This window comes from Caulobacter sp. Root1455 (assembly GCF_001426905.1).
Lineage (GTDB): Bacteria > Pseudomonadota > Alphaproteobacteria > Caulobacterales > Caulobacteraceae > Caulobacter.
Genome location: NZ_LMFQ01000023.1, coordinates 333,476 through 355,318, shown reverse-complemented (window position 1 = coordinate 355,318; position 21,843 = coordinate 333,476). Strand labels below are relative to the sequence as shown.

The following is a 21,843-nucleotide window of genomic DNA, read 5'->3' as shown; positions in this document are numbered from 1 at the left end:
ACGGTCCTGACTGCACCATGAATTGACAGCGCTGTCCAGAGGCTTGATAGCGGTACCTTGCTGAACCTCCGTGGATGTCGGGGAGAGGCCGGGCGCCGCGGGGCGTCAGGCCACCATGGCCTCCGCGGCCCACATGCCGTGGCGTTTCATGTAGTCGGCGTGGCCGGGCATGGCGTCGACCCGACGGGCGATCAACGCCTTCATGTTCCGGAAGCCGTCAGCGATCGCCCGGCTGTCCTGGTCCGCCACCAGCGGCGAGTAACCCTGGGGCTGCACACCCTGTCCCAGCAGCACGGCCAGCCAGGAGGTGGGGGTGAACATCTCGTCGGGATGGATGACCAGCTGGCCGCGCTCGTGGAACAGCTCGATCCGGTCGGCCAGCGAGTCCGGGATCGGCATCTGGCGCACATAGGACCACAGGGCCGCGTCGTCGCGGGTGGTGGATTTGTAGTGCAGGATCAGGAAGTCGCGGATCGTCTCCATGTCGACCGCGATGCGCCGATTATAGGCCTCGCGGTTGGCGGGCGAGAACCGGCGGTCGGGGAAGTGTTGCAGCAGCTTGTTGATGCTGGCCTGGATCAGATGGATGCTGGTGGACTCCAGGGGCTCCATGAACCCGCTGGACAGGCCGATGGCGACGACGTTCTTGTCCCACATCTTCCGGCGGCGGCCGGTGGCGAACCGCAGCAGGCGCGCGTCGGCCAGAGGCTCGGTCTCGAGATTGCCCATCAGCGTCGAAACGGCGTCTTCGTCCGAGATGAAGCGGCTGGAATAGACATAGCCGTTGCCGACCCGGTGCTGCAGCGGGATGCGCCATTGCCAGCCGGCCTCGCGGGCCGTCGAGGTGGTGTACGGCGACAGGGGGCCGCGCAGGGCGCAGGGCACGGCGGCCGCCCGGTCCATCGGCAGGTAGGCCGACCAGTCCTCGTAGCCGGCCTTGAGCGTCTGCTCGATCAGCAGGCCCTTGAAGCCCGAACAGTCGATGAACAGATCGCCCTCGACGCTGGCGCCGGATTTCAGCCGCAGGGCGGTGACGAAGCCGGTTTCGGAATCCTGGTCGACCTGGACGACCTCGCCCTCGATCCGCGCGACGCCCAGGCCCTGGGCGAAGCGGCGCAGGTACTGGCCGTAGAGAATGGTGTCGAAATGATAGGCGAAGCCGAAGGTCGACATCGGATCGCGCGGGTCGTCGCTCTGACGGTCGAACCGGCCGGCCTTGGCCGCCTGGGCGCACAGCGAATAGTCGGCCAGGGCGAGGCTTCCCCCCTCGTGGTTCAGCTTCAGCCAGTACTGGAAGAAATGGCCCATCTCGGCGTTGAGGCCGTAGACGCCGAACGGGTGGAAATAGGATTGGCCCAGGCCGCCCCAGTCGCGGAACTCGATGCCTAGCTTGTAGGTCGCCCGGGTCTCGCGCATGAACTCGGCCTCGTCCAGGCCCAGCATGGCGTTGAACAGCCGGATCGGCGGGATCGTCGCCTCGCCGACGCCGACCACCCCGATGTCCTGGGACTCGACCACCTGGATCCGGTAGCGGCGATCAAGACCGCGCGCCAGGGCCGCGGCGGTCATCCATCCGGCGCTTCCGCCGCCGACGATGACGATGTTCTGGATCCAAGTTCCGTCCGACATGTCGCCGTTCCTTCCCGGCCTGGTGACGCCTCGCCGCCCAGGGATCGTGCGTCCGATCCTCCGCCTGACGACGGCGACGCTCAAGAAAAATGGCCATGGCTCGCCAGGAGCCATGGCCATCCCGTGCCTAGGCCCTAGCGGCCGAAGCGGTAGCGCAGACCGAACGAGACGCGCCGGTCGCCCGACACGAAACGCAGGGGCAGTTCGGAGAACTGCAGGTAGGCCTTGTTGTCTTCCTTGGTCAGGTTGGAAGCCTCCAGCGTCACCTTCAGATCCTGGGTGATGTCGTAGGCCACCTGGCCGTCCAGCTGGCCGTAGGCTTCGTTGTAGATGCCCAGGTTGTGGACGTCGGCGCCGGAGCCGAAGCCGTAGTTGCCCTGGTAGGCCTTGTCACGCCAGGCATAGGACAGGCGGGTCGAGAACGGACCGCTCTCGAAATAGCCCTGGACGTTGAAGGCGTGCTTGGACACGCCCGGGATCGGCAGGTTGTCGGAGAAGTCGTTGGCGTAGGGCGACTTGGAGTCCGAGTAGGTGTAGTTGGCCGTGAAGCCCAGGCCGTTCTCGAACGCGTACTGCGCCTGAGCCTCCAGACCCTTGATCTCGCCGCCCTCGCCGTTGACCACCGAGGTGAACGTCCCGGTCGAAGCGCCGGCCACCGACTGGTCCTTCACCGTCACCGGGAAGGTGTTCTGGACGATGAACGAGTCGACGGTCTTGTAGAACACGCCGGCCGAGATCAGGCCCTGGCTGCCGAAATAGTGCTCCCAGGCCAGGTCGAACTGCGACGCGCGGAACGGGTCGAGGTTGGGGTTGCCGCCGCTGCCGTTGGTGTAGAGGAACTTGTCGAAGTTCGGCCCCGGGGTCGACGAGCGGGTGAAGTTGTACGACGCGCCCTGACCCAGGTCGAACAGGTTCTGGGCGGCGACGACGCGGGCGCCGGTCGCCCGGACCTTGTCCTGTTCGGTGACGTTGAACACCGCGTTGATGCTGGGCAGGACGTCGGTGTACTCGCGCACCGTGCGGGCCGAATCCGGGTTCTTCAGGATCCCGTTCCAGCTGTCGGTGCCCCACCACAGCGGGGTCACCGGCGTGTTGGACGAGTCGATGGTCAGCTTGGTGTGCACCACGCGGACGCCGGCGTTGATGTGGTAACCCTCGTCTCCCAGGTCGGCCATCACGTAGCCCGAGGTCGTGGCGTCCTTGATTTTGAAGGACTCGATCGGGTCGCGGTAGAAGGCGAACTTGGTCGACGGATACAGGGCCTGGATCCAGTTCACCGGGTTCTTCATCTGCCCGTAGTCCTGGAAGATCGCGTTCACGCCGTGAACGTTGTCGGTGACCGCGCGGCTGGGGGCCGAGGCGGCGGTCTGGTAGGGCGTGACCACCGCGGGCGAATTGCCGAAGCGGCCGCAGCCGTAGAAGGCGATGTCGCACTTCTTCAGGCCGATCGCGCCGTCCTGGAAGTAGCCCAGCGGGGTCCAGTCGACGAACACGCCGTGGTCGGTCGTGCCCTGGGCGCTGGCCGGCAGTTCGCCCTTGGCCGAGTAGTCGGCCAGGTAGCGGCCATAGTCCGAGGTGACCTTGTTTTCCGAGTAACGCAGGCCGCCCGTGAGCACCATGTTGGCGCCCTCGCCGAACTCGGGGCGATAGCTGAGATCCCCGGTGATGGCCTTGTCGTCCAGCTTGGACTTGTCGCCGAACGCCCAGTGCGACTTGAAGAACACCGAGCTGGGCGTGGTCATGGCGGTGGCCAGGTTGGCCGCCGGCGTGAACATCGGGTAGTCGCCGTTGGTGAAGCCGTAGGTCGCCGTCAGCGGGGCGGTGGCGTTCGGGGCGAAGCCCGCGCCGCCGTCACGCACCGTGTACTGGGTGTAGCGCGTGTCGACCTGGCCCGAGGTCGAGGCGTAGTCGGTCTTGGACCAGGCGGCGCGGACCTTGCCGCTCAGGCGCTCCGTGCCGTTCCAGTCGAGGGCGAACTGCACGTTGTCGGTCTTGGCCTTGGCGTTCTTGGCGAAGGTGTCGCCTTCCGACGAGTTGGCGGTGACCATGCCCGACTGCAGGACGTCGTTGCTGCTCTTGGTCAGGCCCTGCGAATTGTACATCGCGTTTTCGTTGGCGTAGGCCCACTTCAGCGAGTGCTCGCCGGTGAAGATCTTCAGGTCGGAGTGGAACCAGTCCGCCCGCAGGGTCACCGTGTCCGAGACGTCCCAGTCGGCGTTCAGCGAGAAGGCGGTGCGCTTGCGCTCCTGGTGGCGGTTGTTGCTGTAGCGATATTCCGGCGACCAGAGGTTGGTCGTGCCCGTCTGGACCTGGTTGTTGCCGGTCGCGGTGGGCCGGTTCAGGTAGGCCCAGCCGCCGCGGTTCTCGCCGCTGAGCACCTCGGTGTCGATCCAGTTTTCGTCGTAGGTGAAACTGCCCAGCAGGCCGAAGTTGTCGGTGAACTTGTAGCCGACCACCGCCGAGAGATTCGGCTTCAGCTTGCCGTCGGTCGAGCCCTGGTTGCCGGCGACGTCGAGCGCCAGGGTCAGGTCGTTGGTCATGTCCAGCGCGTTGCGGGTCTTCAGGTTGACGGTGCCGCCCAGGGCGCCTTCGATCTGGTCGGCCTGCGGCGACTTGATGACGTCCACGCCCGCCAGCAGGTTGGAGGGGATGCCCTCCAGCGAGTTGGTCTGCTTGGCGTTGCCTTCGCCCAGGCGGAAGGCTTCCAGGCCCGACAAGAAGGTGTCGCTGTTGAGCAGGGTGACGTTCTGGTCGAGGCCGCGGATGCGGACCTTGGTGCCCTGGCCGTTCTCCCGGTCGATCTGCACGCCCGGCAGGCGCTGCAGCGACTCGGCGATGTTCTGGTCGGGGAACTTGCCCATGTCCTCGGCGGTGATCGACTCGATGATCTGGTCCGAGTTCTTCTTCAGGCTGAGGGCGTTGGCGAGCGAAGCGCGGAAGCCGGTGACGACGACTTCATCAACCTGGGATGGTTGGTCGTTTTGAGCCGGCGCGGCCTGGGCGATGGCCTGGCTGGCGCTCAGCAGCACCATGGCCGAGGCGGCGCCGAGCAGAGCCGTGCGTGATCGATAAGACGTTGTGGTCATTATGCATTCCCCTGATGTGCGGCAGCAGTTCTCAGTCTCGATCAGCGGAGCCGAACGAGCCAAGACGCGGAAGTTTGAGGGATGCGTGCGCATCCTCCCGTGGAGTTCCGGCTTTTTTTGGAGTGCCGGTAGGTTCAACCTATGGAGAACCGACAGCGCTGTCAACTTTGGACAGGATATTTCGAAAACGATTTTGGTTATGCGACTTTCAAGTCACGTCCGGGCCAGGGCCAGGCCGATCGCCGCCAGGGCCACGGGCTCCATGACGGCATAGCCTTCGCGGGTCGGATGGACGCCGTCATAGGCCAGACCCGGCCTCATGCCGCCCGCCCCGTCGTCCAGCACCCCGGTGTAGTCGGCCAGCACCGCGCCGCGCTCGGCCGCCCAGGTCCGCAGCCAGGCGTTCAGCGCCGCCACCTTGGCGGTGGGACCCAGGCCCGGCCTCCAGGGAAACTCGGCGACCGGGGTGATCGTGGCCAGGATCACGGCGATCCCGCTGGCCTGGGCCAGCGCGGTCATGGCCTGGAGGTCGGCCCGGGTGGCGGCCGGGTCGTAGGGGCCGGCGTTCTGGGCGATGTCGTTGACCCCGGCCAGGATGTGCACGGCCGCCGGCTTCAGCGCGACCACGTCGGGCCAGAACCGCACCAGCATCTGGGCCGTCACCTGGCCGCCGATCCCCCGTCCCAGCAGGCCGTTGTCGGCGAAGAACGCCGGATGGAAGTCGCGCCAGCCCTGGGTGATCGAGTCGCCTATGAACACCACCCGGCGACGTTCGGGCGGGAGCTCGCGGTCGACCGCGTTCTCGGCGGCGTAGCGCTGCAGGAACGGCCAGTCGGCGCGCAGCCGCTCCTCCTCCGAGGGCCATTGCGGCGGGGCGGCAGTCTGGGCCAGGGCGAAGCCCGGGACGGTCCATCCCGACGAGGCAAGCCCGGCCGCCAGCAGGGCGCGACGATCCAGCATCAGCGCACCTCCGTCTTGGCCGGAACCACGTTCCAGCCCCGCAGCTCGACCTTGGCGCCGGCCCTCGCCTCGCCCGGATAGCGGATCTCGACGGTCCGTCGCTCGCCGGGCAGCAGCGAGACATAGTTGTCGGCGTAGTAGGCCGGCAGGATCCGCGCGCCCTTGGCGTCGACCAGGGTCAGCTTGCTGTTCAGGGCCGGGGCCGATCCGGTGTTGGCCAGGGCCACCGTGACCACCGTCTCAGCGCCGGCAACGGTCGAAGCGGCCGCGATCGACACCGGCTGGGCCGCCATGGCCGACAGCTTGCGCTCGCCCTCGGCGTCGCGCGCCACCCAGTAGAGGTTGCTCGACAAAGGCGCGCCGTCGGCGGCCGCCAGGTCCAGGCGGACCACCACCGCGCCCTGCGTCAGCGGACCGGACAGGTCCAGCGTCTCGCCCAGCGCCGTGCTGTCGGCGGCCGCGTCGATCCGCGAGGTCCGGTCGGCCAGCACCGCGCCGTCCAGTCCCACGACACGAGCCCGCAGGCTCGCGCCGGTGATCGGCGTCAGGCCGTTATTGACCAGGGCCAGCCGGTGGTCGGGCTGGCTCATCTGCACGTGGACGATCTCCGAGCCCTTCTGGGTCCCGTAGTACGAGGCGTGGGTGTCGTAGTCGTGGCTGAGGATCTGCCACATGGTCGAGGGCCAGGCGGGCTGGGTCATCCACAGCAGACGGCCCGACGACCTGGTCCACAGCTCCTGGTTCATGCCCTCGAAGATCGCGCGATGCGTCTCGTAGTTCATCAGCTGGGCCTTGCGCTCGAAGTCCTCGAGGCTGGTCGGCGCGCCCAGCTTGGCGGTCATGGCGTCGATGAAGGTCTTGGTCGCGCCGTTCCCGGTCGGATGCCAGTCGTGATAGGCCCAGACGTCGCTGATCGGCCAGCGGTCGGGGGCCGGAACGGCCGCCTCGAACGCCTCCAGGGTCGGGAACGACGGCGTGCCCACCTCGACCGAGAAGCCCTTGGCGTGCTCGGTGAAATAGGTCTCGGGCTCGCGATAGTTATAGGGCCCGCTGTTCTGCAGGTTCACCCGGTTGGAGCTGCCGGTGTACCAGCGCGTGCCGTCCAGGTCGTGGACCAGCGCCTCCAGCCCCTCGTTGAGGATCGGCTGCGGGACGCCCTCGTTGCGGCCGAACCACAGGGCGATCGAGGGGTGGTTGCGATAGCGGCTGATCACGTCGGCGGCGTTCTTCAGGAACAGCGGCACGTCCTGCGGCTCCAGCTGGTAGTCCTGGGTCGAGGCCCAGAAGTCGTTCAGCACCAGCAGGCCGTACTCGTCGGCCAGATCGTAGAAGACGTCCTCGGTGTTCTGCCCCACCCAGTTGCGGATGGTGTTGAGGTGGGCGTCCTTGTGCAGGCGGAAATAGGGCTCCAGCCGCTCGCGCGACACGCGCTTGCGCCAGTCGTCCGTGCCCCAGTTGCCGCCGCGCGCGGCGATCTTCACGCCGTTGACCTTGATGACCAGATAGGGCGTCAGGCCGGTGTCGGGCACGTCTTTCGCCGCCGGCGAGGTCTCGCCCGCCTTGGTCAGCGAGGTGGCCCAGCCGTCGGCGACCTTGCGGACGCCCTCGTGGCTGCCGTCGGTGACGTCCTGGCCCAACTGACGGGCCTTGGAATAATCGACCTCGACCCGGCGCAGCTCGCCCTTGGAATCCATCAGCGACAACTCGTAGGTCATCTGGCGCAGGCCGATGCGGCTGTCCTTCTGGTCGGACGGCTTGCCGTCGACCGAGGCCAACAGGCGCAGCCCATACAGGGTCTGGGCGCCGTAGCCGTTGGGCCACCAGAGCTTGGGATTCTTGACCGACAGCTGCGGGAAGTCGGCCGGGCTGAACACCACCCTGCCCTTGCCGGGGGCGAGGATGATGGTCGTCTCGACGGCGACGTCGTCGAAGGCGGCGCGCACGGTCGTCTTGACCGCCGCGCCCGTCAGGTTCTCGACCGGCACGGTGATCTCGACGTCGGCGACGCTGTTGTCGGCCTTCGGCAGGGTGGTGACCACATGGCTGTCGCCGATCCGCACCGGCCCGGTCGAGCGCAGCACCACGTCCTGCCAGAGGCCGGTGTTGCGGTCGCGGACGCTGGGGATCCAGTCCCAGCCCTCGCTGGCGATGAAGGTCGGGCCGTCCAGGGCCTGCATCCCGCCGTTCTCGCCGACCCCGGCGGTCAGGGACTCCTCATGGGCCAGGCCCGGATGCGGCGGCGGCGAGACCTTGACCGCGACGGCGTTGGCGACGCCGGGCTTCAGCCTGCCGGTCACATCGAACTGACCGCGGATGAAGGCGCCCTTCAGGTCGCCGAGCTTCTCGCCGTTCAGCCAGATCTCGGCGGCGTAGTTGATCCCCTTGAAGACCAGTTGCTGATGGCGGCCGTCCTGGCCGCCATCCTCGCCTCGGGGCGCGACGAACTCGGCGCGATACCAGTAGTCCTGCTTGTTCAAGCTCTCGGGAATGGCGGTGTTGTTCAGCCCGAAGTCCGGATCGGGATAGACGCCGCGATCGACCAGGGTGGTCAGCACCGTGCCGGGCACGGTGGCCGCGTACCAGGCCTTGGCGTCGTAGCCGGGCCTCGACAGCGCTGTCCCGCCATCACCGACTTTCGGCGCCTCGACCAGCGACCAGCGCTTCAGGGTCCAGGCGTCGGCGCCTTCGGTGGGGGGAGCGGCGACCAGGGCCGGGCCGGCATAGGGGGCGACGGCGACCGGCTTGGAGAACGGCGCCTTGCTCCTGGGCCGCGTCCAGGCGTCCTGCGGCGTGACCTGGCCGTACATCTGGCGCACCTGCACCGGCCAGCTCGGGCTGCCGGGTTCGTACACGGTCAGGGCCGGGTCGGGCTTGGCCGCCGCCAGGGTCTTGAGTTCGGCCGGGGTCAGCGCCGCCGCCTGGGCCGTGAAGCCGGCGATCCTGCCGCCGAACGGCGCGGTTCCGGCCGGCTTGCGCGGGCCCAGCTGCACGGTCGAGGCCGAGGCGACCGGCGACGCCGCCCCCTCCCCGACCTTGGCTCCGTCGACATAGAGCGTGACCTTCGCCCCGTCCGACACCGCCGCCACGTGGGTCCAGGCGCCCGGCTTCAGCGCGCCCGAGCCCTTCACGGTCGTCGAGCCGATCGAGACCGCCGGCGCGCCGTCCTCGAGCACGATGAAGCGCCCGCCGCCGGCGGGGTCGCCCACCCCGGCCACGACCACGCGCCCGGCCGACACGGTCGTCGGCGAAATCCAGCCCTGCAGCGACCAGGGCCCCTGGGCCGGCAGGGGACTTCCCGCCAGCGGCTTGGCCAGACCGTCGCCGCCGCGCGGCAGGTCGGCGTTGTAGGGCCCTTGGACGGACGATGTCTGGGCGCCGGCCGAGGCCGCGACCAGCAGGGCGCAGGAGGCCAGCAGCGACAGGCGCGAAATCCGGCGGATCTGGTGGCTCATCATGTTTCCTCCTCGGTGGGACGGCCTCTGCGGGCCGCTTCATCAGTGTCAGGTCGACGTCAGGGTCGCGGCAGCAGGCGGCAGAGCGCCTCGTGGCCGCCTCGGGCCGGGACAGGGCCCGACGGGGTGAAATCCAGCGCGCGCCCCGTCGCGTCGGCGGTCGGCCAGGGCGTCAGTCCCGGGCCGTTCGGATCGCCGGCGCGCGCGAAATTGGCCCAGTAGGCTTGAAGGCGCGGCCAGGTCGCCGGGCTGGATGCCGCGGGCGGCGTGTCGAAGACGAAAGGCAGTTCCGACCCGTGGCGCACGGGTCCCGATCCCGGCGCGGCCACGCCGAGCTCGTAGCGCCAGACGCCCGCGCCGGTCTCGACCTGGCGCGCGGCGACCCAGATCGCCGGGCAGCGGAAGCCGGTGTCGGCGGCGATCTGGCCGGCGGTCCGATCGGAGACCGGGGCCTCGTCCTCGACCTCGTAGAACGCCAGGGCGCGGCCGGCGTCGCCGCCGTAGTTGGTGGTGATCCAATTGCGGGCATTGGCCGCCCCGCCGTACAGGGACAATTCGCTGGCGCTGCTACCGACGATCAGAGGAACCCGAGCCTGACGGCCGGCGGCCAGGGTCTTGACCGGGGCCTCGCGGATCACCGCCCCGTCGACCACCGCCTGCAGCCAGATGAAGCCGTCGTCGGGGATCGGCGGCTTCAGGCGATCGGCGGCGTCGAGCAAAGCCGGGCCGGAGGCGGCGCGCAGTCCCGCCAGGTCCGGAGCGCCGACCGCGCGGGCCAGGTCCTCGCCGAGCTTCTCGTTCTGGGCCAGCGACCGCGGCGGCAGACCGAAGCCCGCCGTGCCGCTCTGCTCAATCGCCTTGTGGAACAGGCCGCGGGCTTCCGGGGCCAGCATCAGCAGGCCCACGTCCTGGCCGCCGGCCGAGTGGCCGAAGAGGGTCACATTGCCCGGGTCGCCGCCGAACCGGGCGATGTTGCCCTTCACCCAGCGCAGGGCGGCGATCTGATCCATCAGGGCGTAGTTGCCCGACGCCCCGCCGCCCTCGGCGGTCAGGCCGGGATGCGACAGGAAGCCGAAGGCCCCCAGCCGATACTGGATCGACACCAGCACCACGCCCTGCTCGACCAGGCTCGACTCGACCGTGCCTCGCGCCGAGCCGGCGCGGTTGGCCCCGCCGTGGATCCAGACCATGACCGGCAGGGGCGCGGCGGACTTCAGGGCCGGGGTGCGGATGTCGAGATAGAGGCAGTCCTCGCGGCTGTCGGCGGCATCCTTGGCGTTCCAGCCGTAGGACCGCTGCAGGCAGGGCGCGCCCGAGACGCTGGCGTCGCGGGTTCCGGTCCAGGGCTGGATCGGCCCCGGCGGTTTCCAGCGCCGCTCGCCGACCGGCGGCGCGGCGAAGGGCACGCCGCGAAACACCGCCTCGACGCCGCGCGCCTCGCCCCGGATCGCGCCGCCGCTGACCGCGACGGTGACGGGCGGACCGTCATCGGCGAAGGCGGCTCCCGCGGCCCCGAAGGCCAGCGAGGCGGCCCAGAGGACCATGGGGACGAGGGCGCGGCGGTCAGGCCGCGGCATGGCCGGCGGCCTCGGCCGGGGTCCACAGGCGCGCGGCGCCGCGCACCCCCGAGGAGTCGCCCCACTGGGCCGGGGCCAGCCGCGCCCGCCAGCCGTCGGAGAACACGTGCGGCTCGATGAAGGCCGGCAGGCGCTCGTAAAGCTCGGCGACGTTCGACAGCCCGCCGCCGAACACGAAGGCGTCGGGGTCGACGATGTCGCAGATCACCGCCAGGCCTCGGCCCAGGCGGTCGAGATAGCGGTCAAAGCTGGCTTGAGCCTCGGCGTCGCCGGCCCGGGCGGCGGCGATGATCGCCTCGCCGGCCAGGGCCTGGCCGGTGCGTTCGGCGTGGTCGCGGCGAAAGCCCGTGCCGGAAATCCAGGTCTCCAGGCAGCCATGTCGGCCGCACCAGCAGGCCGGGCCCGGCGATTCTTCCGGCCTGGGCCAGGGCAGGGGCGTGTGGCCCCACTCGCCGGCCACGCCGTTGGCGCCCTCGACCAGCTTGCCGTCGATCGCCAGGCCGCCGCCGCAGCCGGTGCCGATGATCACCGCGAAGACCCCGGCCAGCCCCGCCGCCGCGCCGTCGACCGCCTCGGACAGGGCCAGGCAGTTGGCGTCGTTGGCCAGCCGCACGGGCCGGCCCAGCCCCGCTTCCAGGTCCTCGCGGAACCGGCGGCCGTTCAGCCAGGTGGAGTTGGCGTTGCGCATCACGCCCGTGCGCGGCGACACCGAACCGGGCGCGCCGACGCCGATCGAGCCCCTTCCAATCGCATTTTGGCCGCCGGCCTGCTGCTCGGCCTGGGCGATCAGGTCGCGGACCGTGGCGATGGCGGCGTCGTAGGATCCCGGATTGGGCGCGCGTACACGGGCCAGGAACCGTCCGTCCGGCGCCAGGGCGGCGGCCTCGATCTTCGTGCCGCCAAAATCCACGCCCACTTGCATCAAGCCCGCTTTCCTCCAGCCGCCCGTTCGCTGCTTGTCGGCGCGCGCTTCGGCGCGCTTCCAGCTGCCTCAATAGTCAGCAAGCCGGAATAAAGAAAGCAATTTAAGTAATTCGCGGACGACGGCGACGCTCTCGCCACCACCCGCGCCACGGTGCTACTAGGGCGTCTGGTCGAAGGATATCGAATGCCGTCCTTGGAAGTCCCGCGCAAATCGAACCGGAAGCGCACCGCCGGCGCCAGCCTGTCGGGCGCCAATCTCGAGCGGGTCGGCGACCACAATCAGCGGGTCATCCTGCAGGCCATCCGGGTGGGCGGCCCGATCACCCGCGTGATTCTGGCCCAGATCACCGGCCTGACGCCGCCGGCCGTGGCCAACATCACCAAGCGCCTGCTGGACGACGGCCTGATCCTGGAGGCTGGCCGCGTGCAGGGCGCGCGCGGCCAGCCGGCCATGAACCTGACCATCAATCCCGACGGCTGCCTGTCGATCGGCGTCAATATCGACCGCGACCACATCACGATCGTCATGCTGGACCTGCTGGGCGCGGTGCGGGCCCGCGCCAGCCAGGAGATCGACTTCCCGCTGCCCGCCGACGTGGCCAAGTTCTGCAAGGTCCAGATCCGCAAGATGCTGGGCGCGTGGAAGGGCGAGCCGCCGCGCCTGTCGGGCATCGGCGTCGCCCTGCCCGACGACCTGGGCCGGGTGGACTTGCCGCATCGGCCCGAGAACTACGACGTCTGGAGCACGGCCGACATCGGCAAGCTGATGGCCGACATCCTGCCCCTGCCGGTGTTCCTGGAAAACGACGCCGCCGCCGCCGCCCTGGGCGAGCTGCAGTTCGGCCACGGCCTGCGCCGGCCGAGCTTCTTCTACGTCCTGGTCTCGTCGGGCCTGGGCGGCGGCCTGGTGATCGAGGGCGACTATTTCCGCGGGGCCCAGGGGCGCAGCGGCGAGATCGGCTTCCTGCCGGTCAACTCGTCCAGGACCCAGGCCCGGTCGCTGCAGGAGATCGTCTCGCTGTCGGCGCTCTACGCCCATCTCGAGGCCGGCGGGATCATGCTGACCCGCCCCGACCAGTTGAGCGACCTGTCGCCCGAGGGCCAGGCCCTGGTCGAGGACTGGATCGCCCTGGCGGCCAAGCTGCTGGTCGAGCCGTTCGTGTCGATCAGCTGCCTGGTCAATCCGGAAGCCATCTATGTGGGCGGACGGCTGCCCACCGCGCTGCTGGATCGCCTGGTCGCGGCGGTCAACGCCCACCTGGCGCGGATCGAGGACGTGCCGGCCCTGGCCCGGGTCGAGCGGGCCGCCACCTCGGCCGACGGACCGGCGGTCGGCGCGGCTTTGCTGCCCTTCATGGCCCAGGTGCTGCCGTCCCGCGCCGCCCTGATGAAGACCGGCGCGAGATAGCCGTCAGTCCACGGATCAGATGATCCGCTGAGCCGTCACCGCCTGACCCTCGCGGTGCTGGGCGTCGAGCATGACGATGGCGCGGTGGGCGGCGCGGATCGCCCCCTCCTGCCAGGCGCCGACATGGCTGAGATATTCGCCGGCGAAGTGGATCGGTCCGTCAGGCTGGCCCAGCAGGCGGTAGTCCGGCTCGTCGTCGCTGGCCCAGCCCACCCCGATGCCGAGATTGTAGGGCACGGCGGCCCACTGCACCTGCAGGGGCTTTTCCAACAGCTTGCCGCAGCCGGGATGCATGGCCTCGATGACCTTGCGGGTGTGCTCGATCTGGTCGGCGCGGGACATCTTGGCCAGTTGGTCCGCCGCCCGGCCGCCGGCATAGGCCCCCAGGATCACCCCGGTCTTCGAATGCAGGCCGTAGCTGGGGTACCAGACCATGTTGCTGGGTCCCTTCACGAACGAGAGGCCGCCATAGATCTGGTACTTGGGCCCCTCCCAGAAACGCGGGGCCTGCCAGGCGATCTTGATGCTGTCGCGATAGGGCGTGCGGGCGATCGCCGCCTTGTAGGCCGGGCTGAAATCGGCGTCGATCCTGGCCAGCACCGGCAGCGGGATGGTCGAGATGCAGTAGTCGGCCTCGATCGCCAGGTCCTTGTTCGCGACCTTGTCGTGGTAGGCGATCCTCACGCCCTTGCCCGTCTTGCGGATCTGGCGGACCTCGCACTGGCGCTTGATGATCCTGGGGCCCAGGGCCTTGGCGAAGGCGTGCGGGATGGCGTCCATGCCGCCCTTGGGCTGGAACATGGTGGCCTGCATGTCGATGGTCTCCTCGAACAGCACGCCGTTCCAGAGATCTTCGTCGAGCAGGGCCTTCAGGCTGATCGGGTCGTAGGGCGTGGCGCGTTCGTCGCCGGCGCCAGGCTCGATCTTGAGGCCGGCCCGCTGCGAGCCCTTGTAGAAGAGGTCCGGCGACAGGTCGCCGTAGGTCTTCAGGAAGGCGACCATCCGCGCCTTGTCCTCGGCGGTCAGGTCCGCGTCGAGCGCGCCCTTGTTGATCGCCTTGGCCAGCAGTTCGGAGACGTGGCCGCGGGTGTCGTTGATCGCCGTGCGCATCTGGATCGGCTTGCCGCCGTTGGCCTCGGGATTGAGCAGCAGGGCGCTGCGGCTGGAATTGACCTCGACCTCCAACTCCACGCCCAGCTCGCGGCAATAGCCCAGCACGATCTGGTGGTGGCTGGGCAGGCGCGCGGCGCCGGCGTTCATGTACTGGCCGTCGTCGAAGTCGCAGACCTGGCGCGAGCCGTCGGTCATCTCGATCCTGTCGCCCCGGCGCACCGTCCAGACCCGGCCGCCGGTGCGGGCCCGGGCCTCCAGGATCGTGCAGTCGTAGCCGGCCTTGCCCAGCTCCCACGCCGCCGCCATGCCCGCCACGCCGGCGCCGAGGATCACCACCTTGGCGCCCTTGCCGCCCCCGCCCTGGGCCAGGTCCGGCGGGGCGCCGGCGAACGCCGTGGACGGGGCCAGCAGGCCCAGGGCCTGCATGGCGGTGAAGGCGGCGCCGTAGCCGCCGGCCGCGCCGATGGCGTGAATGAAATGACGACGACTGACCGGCATGCCTGCCCCCCTTGCACAATGACCCCTGGGACCCCTGGCTCAGGGGTTCGAGGGCTATGCGAGACGGCCGCTTCCGACGGGTCAATCAAACACGACGGCGCCGCGCGTTTGCCCGCGCGGCGCCGCTGGAGCTTGCGGACGGCGCCGCATTTCGCGGCGCTGGACGCGCGTCCATCCATGCTCGCGCCCGCATTGGAACGCGTACGGACAAACGACTCGAATCTCAGACCGGCGGCGGATTGACCATCTTGAAGCCGCCTTCGCGCCAGTAGGGATAGTGCGGATAGGCCGGGGTCACGGCGCTGGCGGCGTCCAGGCGGGCCACCTGCTCGGGCGTCAGGCTCCAGCCGACCGCGCCGAGGTTCTGGCGCAGCTGCGCCTCGTCGCGGGCCCCGACGATCACGCTGGACACCGTCGGCCGGCGCAGCAGCCAGTTGATGGCGATCTGCGGCAGGGTCTTGCCGGTTTCGGCGGCGATTTCGTCCAGGGCGTCGATCACCGCATAGAGCCGTTCGTCGTCGACCGGTGGGCCGGCGTCGGCGGTCTCGTGCAGACGGCTGACCGCCGGCAGCGGCTGGCCGCGACGGATCTTGCCAGTCAGCCGGCCCCAGCCCAGCGGGCTCCAGACCATGGCCCCGACGCCCTGGTCGATCCCGAGCGGCATCAGCTCGTGCTCGTAGTCGCGGCCGATCAGCGAGTAGTAGGTTTGGTTGGCGACGTAGCGCGGCCAGCCGTGCTGGTCGGCGATCGCCAGCGACTTCATCAGCTGCCAGCCGGAGAAGTTGGAGGCGCCGACATGCAGCACCTTGCCGGCCCGCACCAGGTCGTCCAGGGCCGACAGCACCTCCTCGATCGGCGTGAAGGCGTCGAACGCGTGCAGCTGCAGCAGGTCGATGCGGTCGGTGCGCAGGCGCTTGAGCGCCGCCTCGACGCCCCGAACCAGCCGCGGACGCGAGGTCCCGCGGTCAAGCGGGCCGTCGCCGGTCGGCAGGCCGATCTTGGTCGAGATCAGGGCCTGGTCACGCAGCCCCTCGAGGGCCGCGCCGAGGATCTCTTCCGAGGCGCCGTTCGAATAGACGTCGGCGGTGTCGAACAGGGTCACCCCGGCTTCGAGGCAGATCTCGATGATCCGACGGGCCTGGGCGGCGTCGGTGTCGCCCCAGGCGCTGAACAGCGGCCCCTGGCCGCCGAAGGTGCCGGCGCCGAAGCTGAGGGCCGGAACCTTCAGGTCCGATTTTCCGAGTTGGCGGTATTCCATGATCCGACGTCCTTGCGGTCAGAGGGCGGCGACGCGCAGGGCGCGACGCTCAAGAGAGAGACTGAAGGCGGCCAGGGCAAGGGCCGACAAAGGCACGGCGGCGGCGATCAGGGGAACCGAAGCCAGACCCGGGCCGTGGGCGATCACCGCCCCGCCCAGCCAGGCGCCGAACGCGTTGCCCAGGTTGAAGGCGGCGATGTTCAGGCTGGAGGCCAGGCCCTGGCCCGCGCCGCCGGCCTGCGACAGCACCCGCATCTGCAGCGGCGCGACGGTGGCGAAGGCGGCGGCGCCCAGGCCGAAGGCGGCGACCACCGCCCCGATCCGGTCATGGAAGCCGAACGCCGAGGCGACCAGCACCAGGGTCAGGACAGCCAGGCTGCCCAGCAGGGCCGGGGCCAGGGCCTTGTCGGCCCAGCGGCCGCCGACCAGGTTGCCGCCGACCAGGCCCGCGCCGAACACCAGCAGGATCGGCGAGACGGCCGCCTTCGAATAGCCGGCCAGTTCGGTCAGGATCGGCTGGATGTAGGTGAACACCGCGAACACCCCGCCGAAGCCCAGCACGGTCATGGCCAAGCCCATCTGCACCTGCGGCCGGGCCAGGACGGCGAACTCCTCGCGCAGCGGGGCCAGGTCGGCGGCCTGCTTTTCGCGGGGGACCAGGGCGGCCAGCACCGCGAAGGCGACCAGGCCGATCGCGCCGACGGCCCAGAACGTCGAGCGCCAGCCGAAGGCCAGGCCCAGCCACGCGCCGAACGGCACGCCCAGCAGGGTGGCCAGGGTCAGGCCTGTGAACATGATGGCGATGGCCGAGGCCTTGCGTTGCGGCGGAACCAGGCTGACGGCGACCAATGAGCCGACGCCGAAGAAGGTTCCGTGGGCCAGGGCGGTGACGATCCGCGCGGCCATCAGCAGGCCGTAGGTCGGGGCCAGGGCGGCGGCGGCATTGCCGATCGTGAAGATGGCCATCAGCACCAGCAGGGTGGTCTTGCGCGGCAGGCGGCGGGTGGCGATCGTCAGGATCGGCGCGCCGACGAACACGCCCAGGGCGTAGCCGGTCATCAGCAGGCCGGCCCGCGGGATGGTGACCCCCAGATCGGCCGAGACCTGCATCAGCAGGCCCATGATGACGAATTCAGTGACGCCGATCCCGAAGGCGCCGACGGTCAGGGCGTAGAGGGCGAGAGGCACGGTCAGGGGCTCCGAAGCGATTTCGAGCCGCTGAGGTAGTCCCTCTCCGCTCTATGAATTAGACTGTCGGAAAGACAGACATCTGTGAGTTCAAATCAAAGATGGCCAGGCTGGAGATCAACCGCTCGGGCGAGATGGAGGTGTTCGCCAGGGCCGTGGAGCTGGGCGGCTTCTCGCCGGCGGCGCGCGCGCTGAGGATGACGCCCTCGGCGGTCAGCAAGCTGATCAGCCGGATGGAGGCGCGGCTGGGCGCGCGGCTGATCAACCGCTCGACCCGCAAGCTGACCCTGACCGCCGAGGGCCAGCTGTTCCACGAACGCACCCTGCGGGTGCTGGCCGATCTGGACGAGGCCGAGAGCGCCGTGGCCGCCAGCATCAGCCCGCGCGGCCGGGTGCGGATCAATTCCAACGTGCCGTTCGGCCTGCATCATCTGTTGCCCCTGGTTCCGCGGTTCTCGGCGCTTTATCCGAAGGTGATCCTCGACATCGTGCTGAACGACACCGTCGTCGACCTGATGGACGCCCGCACCGACGTCGCCATCCGCACCGGGCCCATGCGGGCCTCGCAGCTGATGGCCCGCAAGCTGGGCGAGAGCCCGATGGCCGTGGTGGCCTCGCCCGCCTATCTGGCCCGCCACGGCGTCCCCAAGACGCCGGGCGACCTGGCCGCCCACAACTGCATCGGCTTCAACTTCACCCGCCATTGCGACAAGTGGCCGTTCGTCGACGGCGGCGAGCGGGTGTGGCTGCCGATCCACGGCGACGCCACGTCCGGCGACGGCGAGACCTCGCGCCAGCTGGCCCTGGTCGGCCAGGGCCTGGCCCGGCTGGCCCATTTCCACATCGGCGGCGACCTAGCCGCCGGGCGGCTGGTTCCGGTGCTGGAAGCCTACAATCCCGGCGACCTTGAGGAGCTGCACGCCGTCTATGTCGGCCACGGCGGCCAATTGCCTAGCCGGGTGCGGGCGCTGATCGATTTCCTGGTCGCGGAGGTCGATCTGCGCTCCGCCCCCGAGCCTAGGGCTTGGGTTTAGGCGCGTCCGCCGGATCGACATAGACCGTGTCGGTCGGGCCCTGGCCGAAGATGTAGACCACCACCGGCTCGTCCCGCGTCAGGGCGAAGTGATGATCGCCCGCCGGCTCGGTGTAGACGCTGCCCGGCGGCAGGGCCTTGACCCTGGCCTCGTCGGCCTTGTCGCCATAGCCGAAGAACCAGGTCCCCGAGATCACCACCGCCGTGCGTTCGTCGCGGTGGCCGTGGGCGGCGATGCGGGTGTTGGCCGGGGCCTGCAGCCGGATCGTGTAGGGCCCGGCCTTGGTCGGATCGCCGGCCAGGACCGAGGTCTGGATTCCGGCGACGCCGGACGATCCCGGACCGGCCCCGCCCTGGGCCAGGGCCGCGATCTCTGCAGGGGTCAGGCGCAGTTCGGCGCTGGGCGCGGCGGCGACGCCCGACGCCGCCAGCAGGACCGCGACGAAGCCGAGGACGGCGCCTTTCACAGGGGCCCTCACAGGGGCTTGTCCAGGAACGGACGCACCAGGGCGATCGTGCCCTTGGGGTTCTCTTCCATGATCCAGTGGCCCGAGGCGGGGACCACGCCCTCGGTGACGTTGTCGGCGGCGGCGCGCATGACGACCGCCATCGTCAGGCCGAACGACTTCTCGCCGCCCAGGGCCAGCACCGGCATGGTCAGCTTGCCGTACTGGGCCAGGAAGGCCTTGTTGTCGACGGCGTCCTGGTCGAAGGCGTGGAACTGTTCGAACCCGGCGTGCATGGCCCCCGGCTGGGCGTAGAGCTTGGCGTAGTGCTCGCGCGACGCCTCGTCGAGCTTCTTCGGATCGGCCGAGAACTCGTTCCAGAAACGGTCCAGATAGATGCGCTCGCGGCCGGCGACCAGGCGCTCCATGTCCGGCCCGCCGAACCGGAAGTGCCACAGCAGCGGGTTCTTCAGGATCTCGTCCCAAGGGCCGATCCCGGGCACGGGGGCGTCGATCAGCACCAGGCGGGTCACGCGCTTCTGGTTCTGCACCGCGAAGGCGTAGGCGACCATGTTGCCGATGTCGTGGGCGACCACGTCGGTCTTGTCGATCTTCAAGGCGTCGAGAACCCCGGCCACGTCCTTGGCCTGGTTCTTCTTGTCGTAGCCGCCGGCCGCCGGCTTGCTCGACAGGCCCATGCCGCGCAGGTCGGGGACCACCACGGTGTGGTCGCGGGCCAGGTCGGCGGCCATCGGCGCCCACATGTCGCCGGTCTCGCCGTAGCCGTGCAGCAGCACGACAGCCGGGCCCTGGCCGCCGACCCGGACGTGGATCGTCGTGCCGTTCGCGGCGATCTCCTGGGTCTTGAACGCGGCGGGGAAGGCGGGGATTTCGGCATGGGCGGCGCCGGCCAGCGAAAGCAGCGCGACGGCCCAAAGGAAAAGACGGTGCATGACGAACCTCCTGATCGGAGCGTCAGCCTGACCTCGAGACGCCGCCTCGGCTTGGAGAATCCCGCCGCGACTAGCCGATTTCCGTCATTTGACCGGAGCGCCGCGGGTGATCGCGTCTAGGCGCCGCCGACCGCGCCGATATAGCCCAGCGTCGCCGCCCGGTGGACGGTCTGGGAGCGGCCGGCCACGCCCAGCTTGTCGGCGGCGTTGATCATGTGGAAGCGGACGGTCGGGGCGGCGATCTGGACGATGGCCGCGATCTCGCCGTCGGTCTTGCCCGCCGCGGCCCATTTCAGGCACTGGATCTCGCGCCGGGTCAGGCGCGCCATATCCCTGCGCTGGCCCAGCGCCGCCTCCTGGTAGGCGCCGGTCAGACGCAGGGCCAGCAGGTGGAACTCGCCGGCCCGGGTCGCGAAGATCTCGGCCACGTCGACGTCCGCGTCCGGCGAGGCCCAGACGACCGCCCCGATCACGCCGCGCGGCTGATAGGCCGGAGCCACGATCGCGGTGGCCACGCCGAACATGTCGCCCGGGTCGATCGCCCCCATCGCCTGGGTCCAGCCGGTGCGCCGCCAGGTCTGCAGCCGGCCGTCCTGGAAGAAGAACGGCTCGGACGTCAGGCGGGTGGCGAAGACGAACGGCGCGCGCAGGGCGAAGGCCCGGTCGCGCCAGTATTCCAGCGTCGGGTCGATCCAGCGGAACAGAGTCTCGGCCAGGGGTTGGCCGTCCATGCCGACCATGGGCCTGGGACTTGAGATATCGGCGCTGACGGCGATGAACGGCAGGCCGACCTCGCGGCCCAGCGCGTCGATCTCGCGCGCCAGCCGCTCGACCAGCTCCAGATCCGCGGCCGCGGGCGCGCGCTCGGCGCTCATCGTCCCACCCCTGCTCATCGCAACCCGCGGACGATGATCCGGCTTGGCGGGGGGCGCAACGATCCCCCTAGGGAAGGTCCCTATCAGTTCCGATAGCTTGCGTCCGCGAGCGCCCTTGGCGAGCTTGCGGGCGGGCGATAGCGGCGCCCCGCGTGGCGAGGTGATTTGGGTGGAGCTTGAACTGTCGGCCGAGGACCTGGCCTTTCGCGACGAGGTCCGCGCCTTCCTCGCCGCCCGCCTGACGCCGGAGCTGGCCCAGGCCGGGCGACGGATGACCAGCGTCTTCTGCGACAAGATCCACAGCCTGGCCTGGCAGAGGATCCTTCACGCCCAGGGCTGGGCCGCGCCGTCCTGGCCGGAGGAATACGGCGGCCCGGGCTGGACCGAGATGCAGCGCCACGTCTTCGCCGCCGAATGCGCCCGGGCCGGCGCGCCCGGCCTGGCGCCGATGGGCCTGAGGATGGTGGCGCCGGCGATCATGGCGTTCGGCGCGCCGGCCCAGAAGGCTCATTACCTGCCCCGCATCCTGTCGGGCGAGGACTACTGGTGCCAGGGCTATTCCGAGCCCGGCGCGGGGTCCGACCTGGCCGCCCTGTCGCTGCGCGCGGAGCGGGACGGCGACGACTACGTGCTGACCGGCTCGAAGATCTGGACCACCCACGCCCACTGGGCCAACCGGATGTTCTGCCTGGTCCGCACCGCGACGCAGGGCCGTCCCCAGGCCGGGATCACCTTCCTGCTGATCGACATGGACAATCCCCGCATCAACATCAAGCCGATCGTCACCCTGGCCGGCGAGCACGAGGTCAACCAGGTGTTCTTCGACGAAGCCCGCACCCCGGTCGTCGACCGGCTGGGCGAGGAGAACCAGGGCTGGGCGGTGGCCAAGCACCTGCTGACCTTCGAGCGCGGCGGCGGCTACGCGCCCGGGCTCGAGGCGGCGCTGGAGCGCCTGCGGACCTCGGCCGGGCTGGAAGCCGGCGACGAGACCGAGCGCCTGCTCGACGATCCGCATCATCGCCGCCGCCTGGCCGAGGCGCAGATCGCGACCCTGGCCATCGACATCTCCGAGCGGCGGGTGCTCAGCGCCCTGGCCGCCGGCGGCGGTCCCGGCCCGGCCTCGTCCCTGCTCAAGCTGCAGGGCTCTGAAGCCCTGCAGCGCCTCGACGAGCTGGCGACCGATACGCTGGGCCCCTATGTCGCCCCGCATCAGCCCCAGGCGCGGGCGGCGGGCTCGAACCTGTCGCCGATCGGCCCCGAACACGGCCTGACCACCATGGCCCGCTATCTGAACAATCGCGCGGCCTCGATCTATGGCGGCTCCAGCGAGATCCAGCGCGACATCATCGCCCGCCAGATCCTCGGGCTTTAGGGCGAGCGGCTTACGATCCAAGGGCGTCAGGACGCTAAAATTAGTTGTCATCCCGGAAGCCTCGCAGAGGC

At 69.8% G+C, this 21,843-nt stretch carries 15 protein-coding genes; 3 read left to right on the top strand and 12 right to left on the bottom strand.

The annotated features are described in order from the left end of the window. Positions 1–105 precede the first annotated feature (105 nt). The 6 genes from ASD21_RS17315 to ASD21_RS17290 form a co-directional block, all read right to left on the bottom strand. Positions 106–1,629, bottom strand: coding sequence for a tryptophan halogenase family protein (locus tag ASD21_RS17315; RefSeq protein WP_056444023.1), 1,524 nt, complete (start codon positions 1,627–1,629; stop codon positions 106–108). A gap of 134 nt (positions 1,630–1,763) precedes the next feature. Then, positions 1,764–4,715 (bottom strand): TonB-dependent receptor, encoded by a 2,952-nt coding sequence (locus ASD21_RS17310; RefSeq protein WP_056444020.1) that lies wholly within the window; start codon positions 4,713–4,715, stop codon positions 1,764–1,766. 213 nt (positions 4,716–4,928) lie between these two features. Continuing rightward, positions 4,929–5,675 carry an SGNH/GDSL hydrolase family protein gene (locus tag ASD21_RS17305; protein ID WP_056444017.1) on the bottom strand — a complete coding sequence of 249 codons (747 nt, stop codon included), beginning with the start codon at positions 5,673–5,675 and terminating at the stop codon, positions 4,929–4,931. After that, a complete protein-coding gene (locus tag ASD21_RS17300) occupies positions 5,675–9,127 on the bottom strand; it encodes a glycoside hydrolase family 2 (protein WP_056444015.1) in 3,453 nt (1,150 codons plus the stop codon). Before ASD21_RS17300 ends, ASD21_RS17305 begins: the two co-directional genes overlap by 1 nt. 59 nt (positions 9,128–9,186) lie before the next feature. Continuing rightward, on the bottom strand, positions 9,187–10,704 hold the full coding sequence (locus tag ASD21_RS17295) for a carboxylesterase/lipase family protein (RefSeq protein WP_056444012.1): 1,518 nt from the start codon (positions 10,702–10,704) through the stop codon (positions 9,187–9,189). Further along, positions 10,691–11,629 (bottom strand): ROK family protein, encoded by a 939-nt coding sequence (locus ASD21_RS17290; RefSeq protein WP_056444010.1) that lies wholly within the window; start codon positions 11,627–11,629, stop codon positions 10,691–10,693. Before ASD21_RS17290 ends, ASD21_RS17295 begins: the two co-directional genes overlap by 14 nt. Before the next feature lie 183 nt (positions 11,630–11,812). Here ASD21_RS17290 and ASD21_RS17285 point away from each other — a divergent pair, with 183 nt between their 5' ends. Next, complete coding sequence (locus tag ASD21_RS17285; protein WP_056444007.1) at positions 11,813–13,036, top strand: ROK family transcriptional regulator; 1,224 nt, start codon at positions 11,813–11,815, stop codon at positions 13,034–13,036. A 15-nt stretch (positions 13,037–13,051) separates the two neighbouring features. Here ASD21_RS17285 and ASD21_RS17280 read toward each other — a convergent pair whose 3' ends face one another. The 3 genes from ASD21_RS17280 to ASD21_RS17270 all read right to left on the bottom strand — a co-directional run bounded on the left by ASD21_RS17280 (position 13,052) and on the right by ASD21_RS17270 (position 17,093). After that, positions 13,052–14,647, bottom strand: coding sequence for a flavin monoamine oxidase family protein (locus ASD21_RS17280; RefSeq protein ID WP_056444004.1), 1,596 nt, complete (start codon positions 14,645–14,647; stop codon positions 13,052–13,054). Positions 14,648–14,870: 223 nt separating this feature from the next. Then, positions 14,871–15,905, bottom strand: a complete 1,035-nt coding sequence (locus ASD21_RS17275) for an aldo/keto reductase (RefSeq protein ID WP_056444001.1) — start codon at positions 15,903–15,905, stop codon at positions 14,871–14,873. An 18-nt stretch (positions 15,906–15,923) separates the two neighbouring features. Next, positions 15,924–17,093: an MFS transporter gene (locus ASD21_RS17270; protein ID WP_056443998.1), complete on the bottom strand. Its 1,170-nt coding sequence runs from the start codon at positions 17,091–17,093 to the stop codon at positions 15,924–15,926. Positions 17,094–17,194: 101 nt separating this feature from the next. Between ASD21_RS17270 and ASD21_RS17265 the strand changes: the two genes are divergently transcribed. Beyond that, positions 17,195–18,127, top strand: a complete 933-nt coding sequence (locus ASD21_RS17265; protein ID WP_056443994.1) for a LysR family transcriptional regulator — start codon at positions 17,195–17,197, stop codon at positions 18,125–18,127. On the opposite strand, the gene ASD21_RS17260 is transcribed toward ASD21_RS17265, so the two are convergent. The 3 genes from ASD21_RS17260 to ASD21_RS17250 all read right to left on the bottom strand — a co-directional run bounded on the left by ASD21_RS17260 (position 18,111) and on the right by ASD21_RS17250 (position 20,400). Beyond that, complete coding sequence (locus ASD21_RS17260; protein ID WP_056443993.1) at positions 18,111–18,593, bottom strand: cupin domain-containing protein; 483 nt, start codon at positions 18,591–18,593, stop codon at positions 18,111–18,113. The genes ASD21_RS17265 and ASD21_RS17260 overlap by 17 nt on opposite strands. Before the next feature lie 8 nt (positions 18,594–18,601). Then, on the bottom strand, positions 18,602–19,525 hold the full coding sequence (locus ASD21_RS17255) for an alpha/beta fold hydrolase (protein WP_056443990.1): 924 nt from the start codon (positions 19,523–19,525) through the stop codon (positions 18,602–18,604). A 116-nt stretch (positions 19,526–19,641) separates the two neighbouring features. Further along, the gene (locus tag ASD21_RS17250) at positions 19,642–20,400 is read right to left on the bottom strand and encodes a helix-turn-helix transcriptional regulator (RefSeq protein ID WP_056443986.1); all 759 of its coding nucleotides are present in this window, start codon (positions 20,398–20,400) and stop codon (positions 19,642–19,644) included. Between the two features lie 169 nt (positions 20,401–20,569). On the opposite strand from ASD21_RS17250, the gene ASD21_RS17245 reads away from it, so the two are divergent. Then, positions 20,570–21,772, top strand: a complete 1,203-nt coding sequence (locus tag ASD21_RS17245) for an acyl-CoA dehydrogenase family protein (protein ID WP_056443982.1) — start codon at positions 20,570–20,572, stop codon at positions 21,770–21,772. The last annotated feature ends 71 nt before the right edge of the window (positions 21,773–21,843 follow it).